The sequence below is a fragment of the Serratia sp. HRI genome (assembly GCF_010119335.3).
Taxonomy (GTDB): Bacteria; Pseudomonadota; Gammaproteobacteria; order Enterobacterales; family Enterobacteriaceae; genus Serratia; species Serratia nevei.
In genome coordinates, this window is record NZ_CP083690.1 from 3,118,060 (window position 1) to 3,139,043 (window position 20,984).

The 20,984-nt window shown below is 63.4% G+C and carries 13 protein-coding genes; 7 read left to right on the top strand and 6 right to left on the bottom strand.

All coding sequences use genetic code 11. The annotated features are described in order from the left end of the window. Positions 1-29: 29 nt before the first annotated feature. The 3 genes from gntU to iclR form a co-directional block, all read right to left on the bottom strand. Positions 30-1,367, bottom strand: coding sequence for a gluconate transporter (gntU, locus tag GF111_RS15025; protein WP_038874373.1), 1,338 nt, complete (start codon positions 1,365-1,367; stop codon positions 30-32). Continuing rightward, positions 1,364-1,903, bottom strand: a complete 540-nt coding sequence (gntK, locus tag GF111_RS15030; protein ID WP_033636235.1) for a gluconokinase — start codon at positions 1,901-1,903, stop codon at positions 1,364-1,366. The genes gntU and gntK overlap by 4 nt, the downstream gene beginning before the upstream one ends. Before the next feature lie 253 nt (positions 1,904-2,156). Further along, on the bottom strand, positions 2,157-2,987 hold the full coding sequence (gene iclR, locus GF111_RS15035; RefSeq protein ID WP_004936648.1) for a glyoxylate bypass operon transcriptional repressor IclR: 831 nt from the start codon (positions 2,985-2,987) through the stop codon (positions 2,157-2,159). Positions 2,988-3,183: 196 nt separating this feature from the next. Here iclR and metH point away from each other — a divergent pair, with 196 nt between their 5' ends. After that, a complete protein-coding gene (gene metH, locus GF111_RS15040) occupies positions 3,184-6,879 on the top strand; it encodes a methionine synthase (protein ID WP_094461029.1) in 3,696 nt (1,231 codons plus the stop codon). A gap of 37 nt (positions 6,880-6,916) precedes the next feature. Here the strand turns inward: metH and GF111_RS15045 are convergent, their stop codons facing one another. Continuing rightward, positions 6,917-7,627, bottom strand: a complete 711-nt coding sequence (locus GF111_RS15045; RefSeq protein WP_038874367.1) for a UTRA domain-containing protein — start codon at positions 7,625-7,627, stop codon at positions 6,917-6,919. A 193-nt stretch (positions 7,628-7,820) separates the two neighbouring features. Here GF111_RS15045 and GF111_RS15050 point away from each other — a divergent pair, with 193 nt between their 5' ends. The 6 genes from GF111_RS15050 (at position 7,821) to GF111_RS15075 (ending at position 14,235) form a co-directional block, all read left to right on the top strand. Further along, on the top strand, positions 7,821-8,882 hold the full coding sequence (locus tag GF111_RS15050) for an ABC transporter substrate-binding protein (protein WP_004936660.1): 1,062 nt from the start codon (positions 7,821-7,823) through the stop codon (positions 8,880-8,882). Positions 8,883-8,893: 11 nt separating this feature from the next. Beyond that, positions 8,894-9,703 carry an alkaline phosphatase family protein gene (locus GF111_RS15055; protein WP_038874364.1) on the top strand — a complete coding sequence of 270 codons (810 nt, stop codon included), beginning with the start codon at positions 8,894-8,896 and terminating at the stop codon, positions 9,701-9,703. Continuing rightward, positions 9,700-10,545: an ABC transporter permease subunit gene (locus tag GF111_RS15060; protein ID WP_039569690.1), complete on the top strand. Its 846-nt coding sequence runs from the start codon at positions 9,700-9,702 to the stop codon at positions 10,543-10,545. The genes GF111_RS15055 and GF111_RS15060 overlap by 4 nt, the downstream gene beginning before the upstream one ends. Before the next feature lie 17 nt (positions 10,546-10,562). Next, entirely contained in the window at positions 10,563-11,348 is a 786-nt protein-coding gene (locus GF111_RS15065) for an ABC transporter permease (RefSeq protein WP_038874360.1), read from the top strand. A 4-nt stretch (positions 11,349-11,352) separates the two neighbouring features. Beyond that, positions 11,353-12,345, top strand: a complete 993-nt coding sequence (locus GF111_RS15070; RefSeq protein ID WP_038874358.1) for an ABC transporter ATP-binding protein — start codon at positions 11,353-11,355, stop codon at positions 12,343-12,345. A 240-nt stretch (positions 12,346-12,585) separates the two neighbouring features. Then, positions 12,586-14,235, top strand: coding sequence for a Na/Pi cotransporter family protein (locus GF111_RS15075; protein ID WP_147190977.1), 1,650 nt, complete (start codon positions 12,586-12,588; stop codon positions 14,233-14,235). Positions 14,236-14,282: 47 nt separating this feature from the next. Here GF111_RS15075 and GF111_RS15080 read toward each other — a convergent pair whose 3' ends face one another. Together GF111_RS15080 and GF111_RS15085 are read right to left on the bottom strand one after the other, a co-directional pair. Next, positions 14,283-19,109: a hemagglutinin repeat-containing protein gene (locus GF111_RS15080; protein ID WP_224217728.1), complete on the bottom strand. Its 4,827-nt coding sequence runs from the start codon at positions 19,107-19,109 to the stop codon at positions 14,283-14,285. Between the two features lie 49 nt (positions 19,110-19,158). Next, positions 19,159-20,838 carry a ShlB/FhaC/HecB family hemolysin secretion/activation protein gene (locus GF111_RS15085; RefSeq protein ID WP_038874353.1) on the bottom strand — a complete coding sequence of 560 codons (1,680 nt, stop codon included), beginning with the start codon at positions 20,836-20,838 and terminating at the stop codon, positions 19,159-19,161. Positions 20,839-20,984 lie beyond the last annotated feature (146 nt).

The following is a 20,984-nucleotide window of genomic DNA, read 5'->3' on the forward strand; positions in this document are numbered from 1 at the left end:
GGTGTGCAAGGCCGGGGGCGATTTAGGATTTAAAACATCGTGAATGCAATCATGCCGATAGCGCCGCCGACGCTGCCCAGAATCGTTTCCATCACCGTCCAGGTTTTCAGCGTTTGCAGTTCGTTGGCGCCGGTGAATTTGCCGAACAGCCAGAAACCGGCGTCGTTGACGTGGCTCAGCACGATGGAGCCGCCGGCGATACAGATAGCCAGCGCGGCCAGCTGCCCGCCGCTCAGCCCGAGCTGGCTGGTGACCGGCAGCACCAGGCCGACGGTGGTCAGGCAGGCGACGGTGGCCGAGCCCTGAATCACCCGCACCATGGCGGAGAGCGCAAAGGCGGCCACGGCGATCGGCAGGCCGGCGCCGATCATGGCGTCACCCAGCGCCGGCCCTACGCCGGAATCCACCAGGATCTGTTTGAACACCCCGCCGGCGCCGGTCATCAGCAGGATGATCCCGGCCGGTTGCACCGCGGCGGAGCAGATGGCCAGCGTCTGTTCATTGCTCATGCCGCGCGGTTTCGCCAGGCCGTAAATCACGATCAGACAGGCCAGCAGGATGGCGGTGAACGGGTGGCCGATAAACTCCAGCCACTGCTGCAGCTGCGAACCCGGGGTGACCAGCCGCGCGCCGATGGTTTTCATGCCGACCAGCACCAGCGGGCACAGCACCAGCGCCAGGCTGAAACCGAACGACGGCAGATTGCCCTTGGTCAGCGTCGGCTCGTTCTCTTCCGGCGGCATTGGCCAGTTGACGAAGCGGCTGATAAAGCTGCCGTACAGCGGGCCGGCGATCAGCATGCCGATCACTGCCGCCACCAGGCCGATGGCGATCATCCAGCCGAAGTCGGCCTTCATCTGCGAAGCCAGCAGCATCGGCACCGGCCCCGGCAGCAGGAAGGAGGCGGCGGCGGCCACGCCGGCGAACAGCGGGATCGCCAGCTTGACGATATTGCCGTCGGTGCGGCGCGCCACGGCGAACACGATGCCGATCAGCAGCACCACCGCCACGTCGAAGAACAGCGGCAGCGCGCAGATCAGGCCGGCGATGCCGAGCGCATAGTGCGCCTTGCTTTGTCCGAATCGTTTCAGCAATTGCGCCGCAATTTGATCGAGCGCGCCGACCTCATGCAGGATCTTGCCGAACATTGCCCCCAGCGCCACCACGATCGCCAGGAAGCCCAGCGTGTCGCCCATGCCTTTTTGCATGGTGTCGGCGATATGGTCCAGCGGCATGCCGGAGAAGATGCCGGCGGCGATGGACACCAGCATCAGCGCGACGAAGGCGTGCATGCGCGCCTTCATCACCAGGAATAACAGCAGTAAAACCGAGCCGACTGCGGTACCGACCAGCGTAACGGTACTCACGCGCACACGTCCTGTGGCAGGAAGCTCTGGATATGGCGCACGGTATCGGCGATCACCGCGTCCAGCGGCTGGTTGATGTCGATCGCCATCACGTCGCTTTCGTCGGCGCCCGGTTGCTCCAGTGCGGCGAACTGGGTGACCAGCATCTGCGGTTTGAAGAAGTGGCCGTTACGCGCCGCCAGTCGGGATTCGATCACCGGGAACTCGCCGTGCAGGTAGATAAACGACAGGTTGCCGTTGCCGGCGCGCAGGCGGTCGCGATACTGCTTTTTCAGCGCCGAGCAGACGATGATCGACACGTTGTTGGTGCGCTGCATGGCGAAGGCGGCATCGTTGAGCGCGGCCAACCACGGGGCGCGATCGTCGTCGTTCAACGCTTCGCCGGCGGCCATCTTCAGGATGTTGCTGCGTGGATGCAGGAAGTCGCCGTCGAGGAAGCCGGCGGAGAGTTGGCGGGCCGCGGCGGCGGCGACGGCGGACTTGCCGCTGCCGGAAACGCCCATAACGACGTAAATGCGATTTTGATTGTTGGTCATGGCTTGGCTCCAAAGCACCGGGTGGCGTTACCTTCGTTCAGCTTGATTGTTACCGGTAACATGTTATCGGTAACATTGTCGAAGGAAGTTTGAGCGGTTGCAATGGGCTTTCGCCGTGAGGATCGCTAACTGTGATCGGCTTCAAGCTTTTTTCCCGTGTGCTAAACAGGATGCCGATAGCCTGTTACATGCTGACAACAGAGCAAGGAATCGAGAGAGAGAGGGCGCGCAGGGGCGCCCTCGGAGGGGGGGATCAGCGCACGCCGCCGTAGGCCAGGCTGATTTCTTTCGCCGCGTGGATCACCAGCGCTCCCAGTTCGATCACGCGATCGTCGGTGATGCGCGACACCGGGCCGGAGATGGAGATGGCGGCGAAGGCTTCGCGGTGCTCGTCGAAGATACAGGCAGCCACGCAGCGCAGGCCGAGCGCGTGCTCTTCGTCGTCAAAGGAGAAGCCCTGTTTGCGGATCTGCGCCAGCCCCTCTTTCAGGTTGTGCGGCGTCAGGGTGTGCGGCGTGTAGGTATGCATGCCTTTTTTGTGCAGCAGTTTGGTCACCTGATCGTCCGGCAGGGTGGCGAGGAACGCCTTGCCGGCGCCGGAGGCGTGCATCGGCAGTTTACCGCCGATCGGCGCCGACATGCGCATCAGCGCCGTACACTGCACCTGATCGATGATGATCGCCTGGTACTCGCTGGTATCCAGCACCGCCAGGTTGACGGTTTCGCCAGACTCTTCCATCAGGCGCCGCAGCGTCGGATGCACCATCGCCAGCAGGTTGCGGCTTTGCAGGAAGCTGCTGCCGACCACAAAGGCGTGCGAGCCGATGGTCCATAGGCCGAGATCGCCGACCTGGCGCACGAATCCCTGCTGCTGCATGGTGGTGAGCAGGCGGTGAGTGGTGGAATTCGGCAGGCCGGCCTGCTGCGCCAGATCGGTCAGCGCCACGTTGCCCTGAGCTTCCGAAATATATTCCAACAGCTTCAGGCCACGGGTCAACGATTGTACCTGGCCGGTCGCCGCACTGGCGGCCGGGGCTGCTGCGCGGGGCTTCTTGCCGCGTTTGGCGGGAGCAGGGGTGGCCATGGGTGAGATTCCTTTTTCCGTATGATGGAATTCATTTTCGTTTTTTGTCGATGAATTGCAAGTCGCCACCAGCTCATCGGAGGTGTTGGCGCACAACCTGAAAAACTCTCAATTGTCGCCTGGCCCTTTGTCCCTACAAGCTGTGCTAGGATGACTCGTTGGTTTTTGCGGCAGTTGAGCAATGGGCTGGATGGCAATGGAAGGGGTTACAGTGACGAATCGAGTAGAACAACTGCGTCGCCAGTTAGCGCAGCGCATTTTGGTGTTGGACGGCGGCATGGGCACCATGATCCAGAGCTACCGTCTGGACGAGCGTGATTTCCGCGGTGAGCGTTTCGCCGACTGGCGCAGCGATCTGAAAGGCAACAACGATCTGCTGGTGCTGACCAAGCCGGAAGTGATCACCGCCATTCATTACGCCTATCTTGAGGCGGGCGCCGATATCCTTGAGACCAATACCTTCAACTCCACCTCCATCGCCATGGCCGACTACCACATGGAGTCGCTGTCCGCCGAGATTAACTATCAGGCCGCCTGCCTGGCGCGCGCCTGCGCCGACGAATGGACGGCGCGCACGCCGGAAAAACCGCGCTACGTCGCCGGGGTGCTGGGGCCGACCAACCGCACTGCGTCCATCTCGCCGAACGTCAACGATCCGGCGTTCCGCAACATTTCGTTCGATGAGCTGGTGGCGGCTTACCGCGAATCGACCCGCGCGCTGGTGGAGGGCGGCGTCGATCTGATCATGATCGAAACCATCTTCGACACCCTGAATGCCAAGGCCGCCGCTTTTGCAGTGGAAACCGAATTCGAAGCGTTGGGGGTGGAACTGCCGATCATGATTTCCGGCACCATCACCGACGCCTCCGGCCGTACTTTGTCCGGCCAGACCACCGAAGCGTTTTACAATTCGCTGCGCCACGTCAAGCCGCTGACTTTCGGCCTGAACTGCGCTCTGGGCCCGGACGAACTGCGTCAGTACGTCGCCGAGCTGGCGCGCATCTCGGAGACCTACGTCACCGCGCACCCGAACGCCGGTTTGCCGAACGCCTTCGGCGAGTACGATCTGGATGCGGCCGAGATGGCGCGCCAGGTCGGGGAGTGGGCGCAGGCCGGCTTCCTCAATATCATCGGCGGCTGCTGCGGCACCACGCCGGAACATATCGCCGCGATGGCCAACGCGGTCGAGGGCGTGCCACCGCGCCGGCTGCCGGAGATCCCGGTCGCCTGCCGCCTGGCGGGCCTGGAGCCGCTGACCATCGATGCCAACACCCTGTTCGTCAACGTCGGCGAGCGCACCAACGTCACCGGTTCGGCGCGATTCAAACGCCTGATCAAAGAAGAGAAATACAGCGAGGCGCTCGACGTGGCGCGCCAGCAGGTCGAGAGCGGCGCGCAGATCATCGACATCAACATGGACGAGGGGATGCTCGACGCCGAAGCGGCGATGGTGCGCTTCCTTAACCTGATTGCCGGCGAGCCGGATATCGCCCGAGTGCCGATCATGATCGACTCCTCCAAGTGGTCCGTTATCGAGAAAGGCCTGAAGTGCATTCAGGGCAAGGGCATCGTCAACTCGATCTCGATGAAGGAGGGTGAGGAAGCCTTTATCCACCACGCCAAACTGGTGCGCCGCTACGGTGCCGCGGTGGTGGTGATGGCGTTCGACGAAGTGGGGCAGGCGGACACCCGCGAGCGCAAGTTCGAGATCTGCCGCCGCGCCTATAACATTCTGACCGAACGCGTCGGCTTCCCGCCGGAAGACATCATTTTCGACCCGAACATTTTCGCTGTCGCTACGGGCATTGAAGAGCACAACAACTACGCCGTCGACTTTATCGAAGCCTGCGCCGACATCAAAACCCACCTGCCGCACGCGATGATCTCCGGCGGCGTGTCCAACGTGTCGTTCTCGTTCCGCGGCAACGATCCGGTGCGTGAAGCGATCCATGCGGTGTTCCTGTATCACGCCATTCGCAACGGCATGGACATGGGCATCGTCAACGCCGGGCAGCTGGCGATTTATGACGATCTGCCTACCGAGCTGCGCGAGGCGGTAGAGGACGTGATCCTCAACCGTCGCGAGGACGGCACCGAACGCCTGCTGGAGCTGGCCGAAAAATACCGCGGCAGCAAAGATAATGACGTGGCGGTGCAGCAGGCTGAATGGCGCGGCTGGCCGGTAGAAAAACGGCTGGAATATTCGCTGGTGAAGGGCATCACCGAGTTTATCGAGCTGGACACCGAAGAAGCGCGGCAGCAGGCCGAACGCCCGATCGAAGTGATCGAAGGGCCGCTGATGGCGGGGATGAACGTGGTTGGCGATCTGTTCGGCGAGGGCAAGATGTTCCTGCCGCAGGTGGTGAAATCCGCCCGCGTGATGAAGCAGGCGGTGGCCTACCTGGAACCGTACATCGAGGCCAGCAAGCAGCAGGGCACCTCTGCGGGGAAAATCCTGTTGGCGACGGTGAAGGGCGACGTGCATGACATCGGCAAGAACATCGTCGGCGTGGTGCTGCAGTGCAACAACTATGAAATCGTCGATCTGGGCGTGATGGTGCCGACGGAGAAAATCCTGCGCACCGCGCGTGAGGAGAACGTGGACATCATCGGCCTGTCGGGGCTGATCACGCCGTCGCTCGACGAGATGGTCAACGTGGCGAAAGAAATGGAGCGCCAGGGCTTTACGTTGCCGCTGCTGATCGGCGGCGCCACCACCTCCAAGGCGCACACCGCGGTGAAAATCGAGCAGAACTACAGCGGCCCGACCACCTACGTGCAAAACGCCTCGCGCACCGTGGGCGTAGTGTCGGCGCTGCTGTCCGCCACCCAGCGCGACGAGTTTGTGGCGCGCACCCGCAAAGAGTATGAAACGGTGCGCATTCAGCATGCGCGTAAAAAGCCACGCACGCCGCCGGTCGATTTGCAGAAGGCACGCGCCAACGCCATGGCGCTGGACTGGGCCGATTATCAGCCGCCGGCGCCGCGGCAGCTCGGCGTGTTCCCGGTGGCGGCCGGTATCGAGACGCTGCGCCACTACATCGACTGGACGCCGTTCTTCATGACCTGGTCGCTGGCGGGCAAATACCCGCGCATCCTGGAAGACGAGGTGGTGGGGGAAGAGGCCAAGCGCCTGTTCCACGACGCCAATCAGATGCTGGATCGGCTGGCCGCCGAGCGCAGCCTCAACCCGCGCGGCGTTTACGGCCTGTTCCCGGCCAACCGCGTCGGCGACGACGTGGAAGTATACCGCGACGAACGGCGTGACGAGGTGCTGGCGGTGAGCCGCCATCTGCGTCAGCAGACGGAAAAAACCGACTTCCCGAACTACTGCCTGGCGGACTTCGTGGCGCCGAAAAGCAGCGGCAAGGCCGACTACTTCGGCGCCTTCGCGGTGACCGGCGGGCTGGAGGAGGACGCGTTGGCGGCGGCGTTCGACGCGCAGCACGACGATTACAACAAAATCATGGTTAAGGCGCTGGCGGATCGCTTGGCGGAGGCCTTCGCCGAATACCTGCATGAGCAGGTGCGCAAGCTGCACTGGGGCTATGCCGCCGACGAGAGCCTGAGCAACGAAGAGCTGATCCGCGAAAACTATCAGGGCATCCGGCCGGCGCCGGGTTATCCGGCCTGCCCGGAGCACACCGAGAAAGCGACCATCTGGCAGCTGCTGGACGTCAACCGCCACACCGGCATGGAGCTGACGGAGTCCTTCGCCATGTGGCCGGGGGCAGCGGTGTCCGGCTGGTACTTCAGCCATCCTGAAAGCAAGTACTTCGCGGTGGCGCAGATCCAGCGCGATCAGGTGGAAGACTACGCGGTGCGTAAAGGGATGAGCGTGAGCGAGGTCGAACGGTGGCTGGCGCCTAACCTCGGCTACGACGCCGACTGATTTCCTCTTTAAGGGCGCAGCGATGCGCCCTTGTCATTTACTGCGCTTCCACGTCGATGTGCAGCGCATCGTAACGCCAATACTCCAGATCGCAATCGATCACCCGGTCGTGCTGATCGCGGTTCACCCGCGTAATGAACAGCGCCGGGCTGCCGTAGGTCACCTTCAGCATGGCGGCGGCCTGCTGCGGCAGCAGGGTGGGCAGCATGTCGAAACGCACCCGCCCGTAGTGAATGCCGTAGCGCGCGGCGTACAGCGCGGTCAGCGACTGGGTCAGGTCTTCGTCCAGAATGCCGGGGAAATAGGCCGGGTTGAGGTAGTGCTCGCAGTACAGCACCGCGCGCCCGTCGATGTAGCGCAGCCGGCGAATGCGATAGGCCTCGGCGCCGGGGGGCAGCGCCAGGCGGCCGGCCAGCGGCGCGTCGAGCGTGACTACCGTGCTGTCGATCGCCTCGGTATGGGCGGCGCGCCCCTGCTGCTGCGCCATGGCGTGAAAATGGCTGCGCTGCAGCGGGTTGTAGATAAGACGCGGTGGCGAGATGAACCAGCCGCGCCGCACCTGGCGGTAGATGACGCCCTGCGCCTCCAGCTGACCGAGCGCCTCCTGCAAGGTAATGCGGGTGGTGGCGAATTGCTCGCTCAGGGCGCGTTCGGAGGGCAGCTTGCCGCCCACGGCGAACTCGCCTGCGGTGATGCGGGCGTTCAGCGTTTGGCAAATGGTCGCCACGGTCGTCGGTGCTTCACTCATACAGCGGGTGTCCCGTTTCAGTGCGTTTGGCCTCCCTTAAGGTAGACCAGCGTCGCGTTTTCGCCGTTGCAATGGGTGATAAAACTGTCGCTTTTTTAAGCTGACATATAATTATCACATTCGTCCGTTAGATTGGTTTGGCCCTTGCTGGACTAGTCCAGCCATCCCCACACTACCACCTGGAGCATCAGTTATGAAACGTTTGTGCGCTTCTGTGTTAACCAGTGCCATCGTGTTATCCAGCCAGATGAGCTGGGCCGCGGATACCGATCTGGCGGCGCTGGAGCAGGCCGCTAAAAAAGAAGGCGAAGTCAACAGCGTCGGCATGCCGGACAGCTGGGCCAACTGGAAAGGCACCTGGCAAGATCTGTTGAGCAAATATGGCCTGAAGCATGTCGATACCGACATGAGCTCCGCACAGGAGATCGCCAAATTTGATGCGGAAAAGAACAACGCTACGGCGGACATCGGTGACGTCGGCGCGGCCTTCGGCCCGGTGGCGGTGCAGAAGGGCGTAACGCAGCCGTACAAACCCTCTACCTGGGATCAGGTGCCGGACTGGGCGAAAGACAAAGACGGCCACTGGGCGCTGGCTTACACCGGCACCATCGCCTTCATCATCAATAAACAGCAGGTGAAAGATATCCCGCACAGCTGGGCCGATCTGCTGAAGGGCAGCTATCAGGTCACCATCGGCGACGTCGGCACCGCGTCGCAGGCGGCCAGCGGCGTGCTGGCGGCCACCTACGCCATGGGCGGCAACGAGAAGAACCTCAAGCCGGGCCTGGAATTCTTCGGCAAGCTGGCCAAGGCCGGCCGCCTGAGCCTGAGCAACCCGGTGATCGCATCGCTGGAGAAAGGGGAAGTGCAGGTCGGCGTGGTGTGGGATTTCAACGGCCTGAACTACCGCGACCAGATCGACAAAACCCGCTTTGAAGTGCTGATCCCGTCGGACGGCTCGATCACCTCCGGCTACACCACCATCATCAACAAATACGCCAAGCACCCGAACGCCGCCAAGCTGGCGCGCGAATACATCTTCTCCGACGCCGGCCAGATCAACCTGGCGCGCGGCTATGCCCGCCCGATCCGCGCCGAACATCTGACGCTGCCGGACGACGTCAAGGCCAAGCTGCTGCCGGCCGAGCAGTACAAGAACGCGCACCCGATCGCCGATCCGGCGGCCTGGGAACAGAGCGCCAAAGCGCTGCCGCGCCTGTGGCAGGAAAACGTCATTATGTTTATGCAGCAGTGAGTTAACGCACCATGAAAACGATCCTCGTGCTGCTGGACGGCCTCAACTACCGGGTGGCGCACGACGCCATGGGCTATCTGCAGGCCGAATGCGCGGCGGGACGCGGACGGTTGTACCTGCTGGAGAGCGAGCTGCCCTCGCTCTCCCGGCCGCTGTATGAATGCATCCTCACCGGCGTCACGCCGGTGGAGAGCGGCGTGGTGCACAACCACGTCTCGCGCCTTTCTCATCAACAAAGCGTGTTTCATTACGCGCGCGCCGCCGGGTTGACCACCGCCGCCGCCGCTTACCACTGGTTCAGCGAATTGTATAACCGCACGCCGTTCGACGCCGCGCGCGACCGCCATACCGACGCGCCTGAGCTGCCGATCCAGCACGGGCATTTCTATTACGACGACGGCTATCCCGACAGCCATCTGTTCGACGACGCCGAAAGCTTGCGCCTGCGTCATCAGCCGGACTTTCTGCTGGTCCATCCGATGAACATCGACGACGCCGGGCACCGCTTCGGCCTCTCTTCGCCGCAGTACCGCAATGCGGCACGCCGCGCCGACGGTTCGCTGTCGCGCTATCTGCCCGAGTGGCTGGCCGCCGGTTATCAGGTGCTGGTTACTGCCGACCATGGCATGAACGACGATCGCAGCCACGGCGGGGTGTTGCCGGAGGAGCGCCAGGTGCCGCTGTTCGTGTTCGGCACGGGCTTCAGCCTGGACGACGCCGATCCGCAGCAAACCGAGCTGTGCGGCACGATTTGCGATCTGCTGCAGGCGCCGCACGACAAGCCGCGATGCCGGGCGTTGCTGGCGCAGGATGCGCGATGAACGGCAAAACCAAATGGATCGCCGCGCTGTGCCTGTTGCCGTTTATCGTGCTGTTCGGCGCGTTTCAGATCGCCCCGCTGGTGTGGATCGCCGTTCACAGCTTTTTCAGCGAGAGCAGCGGCTGGGGATGGGGCAACTATGTCGATATTCTCACCTCGCCGTTCTACCTGCAGGCCTTTCAGTTCTCGCTGGAGATCTCGCTGTGGTCGAGCGTCTACGGCTTGCTGATTGCGTTAGTGGGCAGTTACTCGCTGCGCCAGCTCGGCCAGACCCGATTTCATGACTTCGTGATGTCGTTCACCAACATGACCAGCAACTTCGCCGGGGTGCCGCTGGCGTTCGCTTTCGTCATCCTGCTGGGGCTGAACGGTTGCCTGACGCTGCTGCTGCGCAAATACGGTCTGATGGAGAGTTTCAACCTCTATTCGAAGAGCGGCCTGATCGTGCTGTATACCTACTTCCAGATCCCGCTGGGGGTGCTGTTGCTGTATCCGGCGTTCGACGCGCTGCGCGCCGACTGGCGCGAGTCGGCGGCGCTGCTCGGCGCCGGCCCCTGGCGCTACTGGCGGCATATCGGCCTGCCGGTGCTGGCGCCGGCGCTGATGGGCACCTTCGTCATTCTGCTGGCTAACGCGCTGGGCGCCTACGCTACGGTCTACGCGCTGACCACCGGCAACTTCAACGTGATCCCGATCCGTATCTCGGCGCTGGTGGCGGGGGACATCTCCCTCGATCCGAACCTGGCCAGCGCGCTGGCGATGCTGCTGGTGGTGATGATGGCGTTTATCACGGTGATCCACCAATGGATGCTGCGCAGGAGCTACCTTAATGCGCGCTCATAATCGGATGGAGAATGCTCATGTCGCGTGCTGAACGCCTGTACCATCGCACGGTGACCGGCCTGCTGCTGCTGATCCTGCTGTTGCCGCTGGCGGCGACGCTGATTTATGCGCTGGCCACCCAGTGGGGTGCCACTATTTTGCCGGACGGTTTTACCCTGAAGTGGCTAGCGGCGCTGTGGAGCGACCCGCGCTTTTTGCAGGCGCTGTGGCACTCGCTGTTGATCTGCTTCGGCACGCTGCTGCTGTCGGTGGTGGTGATCCTGCCGGCGATGTTTGTGATCGCTTACTACTTTCCCAAGCTGGACGCGGTGATGAACGTGCTGATTCTGCTGCCGTTCGCCGTGCCGCCGGTGGTGTCGGCGGTGGGGCTGATGCAGCTGTTCGCCGCCGACCCGCTGCCGCTGCTCGGCACTCCGTGGATTTTGGTGGGCTGCTATTTCACCATCGCGCTGCCGTTTATCTACCGCGCCATCAGCAACAACATGCAGGCGATCAACCTGCGCGATCTGATGGACGCCGCGCACCTGCTCGGCGCCAGCACCTGGCAGGCGGCGCTGCTGGTGGTGCTGCCGAACCTGCGCAAGGGCGGAACGATCGCCGTGCTTCTGTCGTTCTCGTTCCTGATCGGCGAGTTCGTGTTCGCCAACCTGCTGGTGGGCAGCCAGTATGAAACGCTGCAGGTCTACCTGTTCAACATGCGCAACGGCAGCGGGCATTTCACCAGCGCGCTGGTCATCTCCTATTTCGCCGTGGTGCTGCTCGTCACCTGGCTGGCGAACCTGCTGAATAAAAACAAGGGTTAACCCGATGGCTTATCTCAACGTCACCCGCCTGAACAAACACTATGGCCAGACCCAGGTGTTTCAGGATATCGATTTCACCGCCGAAGAGGGGGAATTCGTCACCCTGCTGGGGCCGAGCGGCTGCGGCAAATCGACGCTGCTGCGCTGCCTGGCCGGCCTGACCCCGGTCGACAGCGGGCACATTTTGCTGCAGGGCCAGGATCTGGTGCCGCTGGCGCCGCAAAAACGCGGCATTGGCATGGTGTTCCAAAGCTATGCGCTGTTTCCCAATATGACGGTGGAAGGCAACGTGGCCTTCGGGCTGAAAATGCAGAAGCTGGCGGCCGGGCAGATCGGCCAGCGGGTGCAGGAGGTGCTGGCGCTGGTGGAGCTGAGCGATCTGGCGAAGCGCTATCCGCATCAGCTGTCGGGCGGCCAGTGTCAGCGCGTGGCGCTGGCGCGATCGCTGGTCACCCGCCCGCGGCTGCTGCTGCTCGACGAACCGCTGTCGGCGCTGGACGCACGTATCCGCAAACACCTGCGCGAGCAGATCCGGCGCATTCAACGCGAGCTGAACCTGACGGCGATCTTCGTCACCCACGATCAGGAAGAGGCATTGACCCTGTCGGATCGCATCGTGCTGATGAACAAGGGGCAGATCGTGCAGAGCGGCGATGCGGAAACCCTGTATACCCAGCCGGCGGACGCCTTCGCCGCCGGGTTTATCGGCAACTATAACCTGCTGACCGCCGAACAGGCCGCCCAGCTGACCGGGCGCAGCTATGCCGGCAAGGTGGCGATCCGGCCCGAGTCTATCGGCCTGTTGCCGGCCGGGCAGGGGATCGGCGGGGTGATCCTGGGCCACAGTTTGCTCGGGAATGTGGTACGCTATCGGATTCAGGTTCGCGGTGTAGAATTGCTGGTTGACGTGCTCAACCGGTCGGTGGCCGACCTGCGGCCCGACGGCGCGGAAATTGGGCTACACTTGGAACCTGTTGTATTGCGGGAAGTTGCATGACTTCGCAGCGCGGCGCCGGGGCCTTTCCGCCGCCGCATTAACCCTTCTCTTCTGCGGTCTGCCGCCCGCTCGCTGTCCTGCCAGACCTACGCCCGGCAGGCGGGACCGCGCGCTGTACCCGTCATCTTTTGGCCTACCGGCTGCGGCTAAGGCGAACAGAACCGTTCCGTCCGTCCGCACCGCCTGACAGGCATCGGGTATCAGCCTCCTTTGGCCGGGCGTTAATGGAGCGTATCTTCCGTGCTGACCCTTCTTCACCTGCTTTCCTCCGTGGCGCTGTTGGTGTGGGGCACCCACATCGTGCGCACCGGGATCATGCGGGTTTACGGCGCCAATCTGCGGCGCGTGTTGAGCGACAGCGTTGAGAAAAAGCCGCTGGCGTTCGTTTCCGGCATCGGCGTGACCGCGCTGGTGCAAAGCAGCAACGCCACGGCGCTGCTGGTGACCTCTTTCGTCGCGCAGGGGCTGGTGGGGCTGGCGCCTGCGCTGGTGATCATGCTCGGCGCCGACGTCGGCACCGCGCTGATGGCGCGCGTGCTGACCTTCGATCTTTCCTGGCTGTCGCCGCTGCTGATCCTGATCGGCGTCTTCCTGTTCCTCAGCCGCAAACAGATGCGGATCGGCCAGATCGGGCGCGTCCTGATCGGCCTTGGGCTGATCGTGCTGGCGCTGGAGCTGATCGTGGCCGCCGCCACGCCGATCACCCAGGCGGCCGGGGTCAAAGTGCTGTTCTCGTCGCTGACCGGCGACGTGATGCTGGATGCCCTGACCGGCGCGCTGTTCGCCATCGTCAGTTATTCCAGCCTGGCGGCGGTGCTGCTGACCGCTACCCTGACCGCGTCCGGCGTGATTTCGCTGAAGGTGGCGCTCTGCCTGGTGATCGGCGCCAATCTCGGCAGCGGCCTGCTGGCGATGATCAACGCCAGTGGCCAGAACGCCGCCGGGTGGCGCGTAGCGCTCGGCAGCCTGCTGTTCAAGCTGGTGGGGTGCGTGCTGGTGCTGCCCTTCGTCGCCTATCTGGCGGATGTGATGGCTCAGTTGCCTGGCGGCAGCGAAGAACTGGTGATCTATTTCCATGTGTTCTACAACCTGATCCGCTGCCTGGTGATGATCCCGCTGGCCGGGCCGATGGCCACGCTGTGCGAGCGGCTGATCGTCGACGTGGCGGCCGACGATCCGCGCATGCGGCCGCGCCATCTGGACGCCAGCGCGCTGGACACGCCGACGCTGGCGCTGGCCAACGCGGCGCGCGAAACGCTGCGGATGGGCGACGTGGTGGAACACATGATGATCCTGCAGCGCGAAGTGCTGCACGGCAAGCAAGGGGTGGATAAAGAGGTGCGGCGTCTGGACGACGACGTCGACGTACTGTACACCGCCATCAAGCTGTATCTGGCGCAGATCCAGAAGGAGGATCTGGGCGAGGAAGATTCGCGCCGCTGGGCGGAGATCATCGAAATGGCGCTCAACCTGGAACAGGCGGGCGACATCATCGAACGCATGGCCGGCGACGTGGGCGCCAAGTCGCATGCCGCGCGCCGGGCCTTCTCGACGGAAGGGCTGGCGGAGCTGGACGGGCTGCACGAGCGGCTGATCGGCAACCTGCGTCTGGGGCTGTCGGTGTTCCTGTCCGGCGACGTTACCAGCGCCAAGCGCCTGCGCCGTTCCAAGCACCGCTTCCGCATTCTGGATCGCCGCTACGCGCACGCGCACGTCGATCGCCTGCACCAGCAAAACGTGCAGAGCATCGAGACCAGCTCGCTGCATTTGGGATTGTTGGGGGACATGAAGCGCCTGAACTCGCTGTTTTGCGCCGTGGCTTACAACGTGTTGGATCAGGATGCGAAGGACGACGATCGCGACTGGGAAGACACCCCGAGCACGCTGTAAAAAAATGCCCCCGGTTTTCACCGGGGGCATTGCCTAGGAGAGGCGCGTTATTTGCCGCTGAACACGCCGGCTTTGGCGTCCGCCTGTTTCGTTGAGGCATGGCCGCTGACGAACGGCACGTTGCCGTCAACGCCCTGTTTCGCCGCACCGGCGGCCAGGCCGCCTACCGTGGCTGCCACATCGACGCGGCCGCCGCCCTGATAGCGTTGGCCGCTGACGTCCTGTTGGCTGACCTTGCTGCCGCCCAGTTCCACCTTGCCCTGCTGGCTGCGGATCTCGCCGCCGGTGAGTTGGGTTTGGCCGCCGACCTGCAGCGCCACGCCGTGCTTACCGGTAATCGCCGATTGCTCGCCGACCGCGTTGTTGTTCACCACCTCGGCATTGACCTTGAGCTGCCCCTGGCGGCCCGCCGGTCCGGTGATGCTGTCTTTCACCGCGCCGCCGACGGTGCGTGCACCGCGATCCCACAGCGGCCCCTGAGGTTTTTCGCCGGCCGGCGTTTCCGGCAGCGTGACTTTGCCGTCGGCTTTGCTGAAGCTGACCGCGCCGGTGGTGTCCTGCTGCGGATCGAGGCGACGCGCCACGTTGTTGTATTTGTCGGTGGTGGCGTCGGCCACTTTGTTCACCCCGGCGTCCAGTTTCTCTTTCACTTTACCGGCGTAGCGCGGCGTGCCCACTTTCGACAGCTTGGAGGTGATGCTGCTGCCCGGATCGTTGCTGTGGCTCAGACCGGCATCCACATCCACCTTCACGCCTTTCTCGACGTCTTTGCGGCTTTCAACGTGCAGATCGCCGCCCACCTTGCCCTGTACGCTGTCGGCATCGACGCGCCCCCCGGCGAGGCGGGTGTCCTTGCCGCTGTTGAGCGCCACATCGCCCGCGGTGATGCCGGTGTTGGCGTGGGTGGTTTTATCCTGCTGTTCCACGCCGACCTTCAGACCGGCGCCCAGCGTATGGGTGTCTTTGCCGGTGTTCGGATCGACCTTGCCGCCGGCGTCCTTGTTGAACGTTTGGCCGCCTTTGGCGTTGGCTTTAATGCCCAGGCTCCAATTGTCCTTATGCTGCTCGTTCTTGGCGGACTCCAGCAGGATGCCGCCGTTTTTCGCCTCGAGAGCGGCGCTGCCGCCGCTGACCTTGGCGCCCTGCAGATGCAGCGCGTCATCGCCTTTGCCGCCGGCGGATAGAGTGACCTTGCCGTCTGAGGCGAGCGTAGCGCCCTGGCGTTCGGTCGCGGACTCATTCACCTTGGCGATGTCGAACGCGCCGCCGGCGGAGAGGCTGCCGCCGGTTTTTTCCTTGCTGTCGCTGCTGCCGGCGCCCAGATCGAGATTGCCGGACAGTTGGCTTTCCTTGCGCGTTTGGGTCGATTCCGCCGCCTGCAGCGTGACCTTGTTGCCCGCGCTCAGGGTGATGTCGCCCTGGCTTTTGACGTCGGTGCCTTTAAGCGTCAGATCGCGGCCTGCGTTCAGCTCCACGCCCTGTTGGCCGCTGACGTTACCGACCTGGGCGGTGCTGCCGCTGTTTTCGCCGCTGCGGGTGCCGCCGCCGAAGCCGGCGCCGAAGTTTTTGCTGTCGGCGGTGAAGCCGCCCTTCGCCGAGGCCTTGACGTTAAAACCGCTGTGGTTTTCGCTCTGCTTATCGCTGGCCTGATCGAAGCGAATATCGCCGCCGGCGTTGACGGTGGTTTTACCGCTGCCGCCGTTCAGCGCGGTGCCCTGATAGACCGCGTCTTGTTTCACGTTAACGTTGATGCCGCTGGCCGCGTCGATCGAGCCGGTCACCGCCTGGCTGGCGCTGCTGTTGCTGCGCTGGGTGCCGCCTTCGCCTTTGGCGTCCACGGTCAGATCGCTGCCGGTGGAGGTGTAGACGCGTACGCCGGCGCTGCCGCGGGTGTCGCGGTTCTGCTCTTCCTGGCGGTTCGTCGCGGCTTCGCTGCGGTGGCTGTCCGCTGTCAGCGTGACCGCGCCTTTGCTCGCCTGATATTGCGTGCCCTGATCGCGCACTTCGCCTGTGGCGTTGATGTCGATGCTGCCGGCTTTCACCGAGCTGACCACCGCCTGCGAGCTGCCGCTGCGTTTTTCGCTGCTGCCGCCCTGTGCGCCGATATCCAGGCCGACGTTAGGCGCGCCGATGCCGCCGATGTCGTTGATGACGCCGGTGGCGTCCAGCTTGGCCGCCTTGCCGACCGCGCGCTCGACCGGACGGGTCACGGCGCTGTAATCGACGTTGGCGCCGATGTTCACGCCGACGTCGGTTTTGGTGGTGCTGCTGCTGGCGGTGTCGGCAGCGGCCAAATGATCGACGCCGGCGGCGTTCTCTTGGTAGGTGCCGCCGACGCTGTGCTGCGCGCCTTGCTGGGTCAGCTTGTCGCGGGCGTTGACAGTCAGGTTGCCTTTGACGTCGCTGCCGGAGGTGACCGCCTTGCTGCTATGCGCCTGCGTTTTGCTGTTCTCGTAGCCGGCTTCCACGCCGCTGCCGAGCTTGTCGATGCCGCCGGTGTAGTAGAAACCGCCGCCGATCTTGGTCTGCTCGGTGTTCGAGGTGGTTTTATCGTCGGCCGCCAGGAACGAGACCTTGTTACCGCTGACGCTGGCATCGCCTTTGTCGGCGACCAGTTTGGAGCCGCTGAAGGTCACGTCCTTCTCCGCCTCGAGCTTCACGCTGCCGCCGCTGAGGGTCGAGGCGCGGTTTTCGGTGCGGGTGGTTTTTTCGCTGTCGCGGGTGTGTTCGATGCGCAAACCGGCACGGTATTGCTTGTCGCCGGCTTCTTTGGCGTAGCCGTTGACGGTAAGCGCGGTCTTCTGCTCATCGATTTTTTGCTGCTGTTCGGCGGCCTTGACGTTGATGTTGCCGGTCTGCGACGTCACGCTCAGCTCGCCGCCGCTGGTGACCTGGCTGCCGATGACGTCGGTATCCTTACGGCTGACCAGCTTCAGGTTGGTGTCAGACTTCAGTTCGCTGGCGGTGCTGCTCTGGTAGCTGTTGTCGGCCTTGTGCGAACTGCTGGTGATGTTGAAGGCTGTGCCGGTGCGCGCGTCGATTTTGTCCACGGTGGTGCTCAGCGCGTTGTCGATGCGCAGGCCGCCCTGCGTGGTGGTGACCAGGCCGCCTTCCTTGCCGCGCGCCTTGCTGCCGGTGATGGTGACGCCCTGTTGGCCGTTCAGGCGCAGGGTGCCGTCGCTGGTCAGTTCGGAGGCGTGGCTGACCTCGCGGCGATTGCTGTTGTTTTTGTTGTCGCCGCCGCCGATGCCGCCCCAGGAGGTTTTGTCATCGCGCACCGCTTTGGCGTTGGCGGTTTTCTGCACCCCAATCTGGATTTGGTTGCCGGCATTGACCGTCAAATCGCGGCCGGCGTGCAGCTTGGCGCCCTGGGTCGCGACGTTGTTGCCGGCCTCCAGCGTCAGCGCCCCCTGGCTGCGCAGTTCACTGGCCTTCAGGCTTTCGCTTTCGTCGCTGCTGCTCCAGCTGCCGGTGCGCAGGCTGGAAGTGTGGTTGCGCTGATAGCCGCGCTCGGTGGACTTATCCTTCTCTACCAGCCCGGCCAGGTGCACGTCGCGCGCCGCCTTGACGCTCAGCGCCCGATCGGCGCTGACGTTGGTGCCCAACAGGTTCACGTCTTCCCGGGTACTGATGAGTTTGGCGCTGCCGCTGGCGGCGACGGTGCTGCCTGCCTGCTGCTGCTGCTCGCGCTCACGGGTGACGTCATATTGCCAGGAGTAGAACCAGCGGTCGTCGGTGTGGCCCTGGGTCTGTTTCAGCTGCTGACCGTCGAGCGTCAGCTTGCCGCCCTGCAGCGTGATGTCTTCGCCGCGAATATCGGTGGCGGTGAGGTGCGCGTGGTTATCCGCCACCAGGCTGATGTTCTTGCCTTTCAGCTCGGTGCGGGTCAGCTTCTGGCTGCTGCTGCGGTCGTTGACGTAGATGCCGCCGCGGTAGTTCTGGTAGTTGTCGCCGCCGTTGCGGTTGCTGCTGGCATCGTCAACGCGGCTTTCGCTGCGAATATCGTAGGCTTTCACCTTGAGATCGTCGCGGGCGGCCAGCGTGCCCGCCAGCTTCACGCCGCTGCCTTGTGCGGTGTTGATGATGTTGATGCGCCCGGCCTGCATGCTGCCGAGGTAGTAGCTGTCCAGCGCGGTGGTCGGCTGTACGCTGGCCAGCACCTTGCCGTCGCGCGCCACGCGGTTATGGCCGCTGATGGCGTTGATCGCCGCCGGCGTCACGCTGCCGTTGCGGTGGGTGAAGTCTTGTACGATCACGTCACCGCGGCTGTCTATCTTCGGTGCGATCAGGTCCAGCACGCCGCCGGCGCTCAGGGTACCGTTGAGGCTCAGGGTATTGCGGTTGCCCAGGGTGCTGTAGCCCTGCAGCAGGCCGTTCTCGACCAGCGGGTTGCCGACCACCAGCGAGGAGCGGCTGGTGTTGATGAACCCGCAGCCCTGACAGCTGATGCCGTTCGGGTTGGCCAGCACGTAGTCGGCCGCCATGCCGAAGATCTCTTGCTGGCCGTGCAGCAGAGAAGGGTTACGGCCGATCACTTCGTTGAGGATGACGCTGGCTTCGCGCCCGCCCAGATTGGGGTTGGCGCCCAGTTGGCCGGCCAGCTGCGACAGCCCCGCCTCGCGGGAGTTGTTCAGCACCGCGCCGGGCTGGTTGACGTTGAAGTCCTGATACTGGTTGTGCGACAGCCCGCTGCCGTTTGGCGCGACGATGTCGACCACCTGCGCGCCGGTGGCGGCGGTGGAAACGCCGGGGCCGTTGGCGCCGTTGGCCGCCACGATCTCCGCGGCATAGGCGCCGGCGGAAGCGGCGAGAATAATCGCCAGCGCGGCGGCCAGTTTGCCCGCTGCTGAAAGCCTGAAGTTATTATTTTTCATCCATGTCTCTCCGTATATTGCCGTGGGGTCCTGCAAAACTGCTGATTAATTAAAAGGTGTAAGAAAAGCGCGCCAGTACCTGAACGGGATCTTCCGGCGTGGCGTGATTCGACAAGATCCAGCCGCGGCTGACCTCGAGATCGACCAGCGCCTGCCGATAGCGCAACGTGGCGCCGCTGCTCAGACCGGCGCTGCTGCGCCACCCCGAGCTGTCCTGACGCGGCAAAATGCGGCCGACGTCGGCGCCGAGACGCGGCGTCAGCGTGGTGGCGCCCAGATTGAAGCTGCGCGACAGCGTGTTCTGCAGATACCAGCCGTTGTCGCCGGACTGGGTGCTGCGGCTAAAGCCGCGCACGGCGCTGCGATCGGTAAGGCTCAGCCATTCCACGCCGGGCAGCGGGTCGCGGCTGTACTGGCCGTAGAACAGGTTGTTGAGCTGATAGGTCGCCTCGCCCAGGTGAAGGCGCTGGCTGAGGTTGGCGAACAGCTTGCCCTTGGTGAACTGGCTGTCGAGGTGCACCGAGCTCGGGTGGCGATCGGCCCCCAGCCACGGCAGACCCTGTTCGACGCTGAGGTTGGCGCTGAACACCCCGTTGGGCAGGATCTGCAGGTGGCTGGCGCTCAGCTCGGCCAGGGTCAGCGTGGGGCTGCTGACTTCGAGGCGCACGCTTTCGAAGTAGTTGTCGATGCGCTTGTAGGTCAACTGGCCGCTCAGGCTGTCTATCTGATCGTGATCGCGGTAAAACACATAGTCGCTGCGCAGCCCGTACTGTTGGGTCTGGCCGTGCAGTTTGACCACGTTGTGCGGCAGCTGCTGGTGGTTCTCATAGGACGAGAAGCTGGCGAACCCGCTGAAGGTGAACGCGCCGTACGGCAGCGAATAGAGCAGGGTATAGGCGCGGCTATAGCGATGAGCCGGGTTTTCCAGCGTGCTGCTGGCGTTCAGGCTGACGAAGTCCGACAGGCCGAACGGGCTGTCCAGCGTGGCGGTGCCGCGCGCCAGCCACTGGCCGGTGCTTTTTTGGCCGTAATTATCCGTGCCGGCGGTAATCAGCCAGGGCTTGGCATGTTGATTGCGCAAACGAATGACCGAACCGCCAACCTGGCGGCCGGGCAATATATCCAGCTTGGTGGTATTCGATTGCAAACGGTTGGCCTGATCCAATCCCTGATCGAGCTCGGTTAATTTCAACGGTTTGCCTTCCAGCCCCGGAAATAATAAACGGCTGTTGACCCAGCGATCGCCGCCTTCTATTTTCTCGATAAATCCTTCGGTGACGCTTAACCCCAATTCTCCCTGTGAATTAGGGCGAACAATTTGCACGCGCGCGGTGATATAGCCTTTTTGCACATAAAGGCGCGTTAATTCGCGGGTCAGGCGATTGATATCATTGCTGCTGATGCAGTTTTCCGGCAGCGCGCTCAGGGCGGATAAATCGGTCGGCGAGAGCAGGGTGACGCCCTGCAGATAAACGCCGGCGATCGGCAGGCACTGCGCGGACTGCGGCAGGGCGGGCGCGGCCGGTTCCGGCTCCGCCAACAAGCGTTGCTGCTTCAGCTGCTGGTAGCGGCGTTGCTCAATCAACTGGTTGACTTCACGCGTGCTGTCTTGCAACGCACGGCGCGACTCCCCCATCGACATATCCCGCATCATGTGGGCGTCCGGCAGGGTTTCGGCGGAAAGGGCCGTGCTGACCAACAGCGTCAAGGCGGTTATTTTTTTTATCATTGTAATCCATTTATGAGAGGCTGCCGGGGCAGCCAGCCCAATCCATGAGGTAACCACGGGCGGCCGACGGCCGGCCCGAAATAATGAGCGACATGCACATTGCGAGGTATCTTGATTTGCCGCGGCAAATAAGACGGTGGGTATAG

Coding starts and splice junctions, on each gene's coding strand:
- GF111_RS15045 (WP_038874367.1), bottom strand. CDS start 7,627: ATGAGTGAAGCACCGACGACCGTGGCGACCATTTGCCAAACGCTGAAC.
- gntK (WP_033636235.1), bottom strand. CDS start 1,903: ATGACCAACAATCAAAATCGCATTTACGTCGTTATGGGCGTTTCCGGC.
- GF111_RS15055 (WP_038874364.1), top strand. CDS start 8,894: ATGAAAACGATCCTCGTGCTGCTGGACGGCCTCAACTACCGGGTGGCG.
- iclR (WP_004936648.1), bottom strand. CDS start 2,987: ATGGCCACCCCTGCTCCCGCCAAACGCGGCAAGAAGCCCCGCGCAGCA.
- metH (WP_094461029.1), top strand. CDS start 3,184: ATGGAAGGGGTTACAGTGACGAATCGAGTAGAACAACTGCGTCGCCAG.
- GF111_RS15065 (WP_038874360.1), top strand. CDS start 10,563: ATGTCGCGTGCTGAACGCCTGTACCATCGCACGGTGACCGGCCTGCTG.
- GF111_RS15050 (WP_004936660.1), top strand. CDS start 7,821: ATGAAACGTTTGTGCGCTTCTGTGTTAACCAGTGCCATCGTGTTATCC.
- GF111_RS15080 (WP_224217728.1), bottom strand. CDS start 19,109: ATGAAAAATAATAACTTCAGGCTTTCAGCAGCGGGCAAACTGGCCGCC.
- GF111_RS15085 (WP_038874353.1), bottom strand. CDS start 20,838: ATGATAAAAAAAATAACCGCCTTGACGCTGTTGGTCAGCACGGCCCTT.
- GF111_RS15070 (WP_038874358.1), top strand. CDS start 11,353: ATGGCTTATCTCAACGTCACCCGCCTGAACAAACACTATGGCCAGACC.
- GF111_RS15060 (WP_039569690.1), top strand. CDS start 9,700: ATGAACGGCAAAACCAAATGGATCGCCGCGCTGTGCCTGTTGCCGTTT.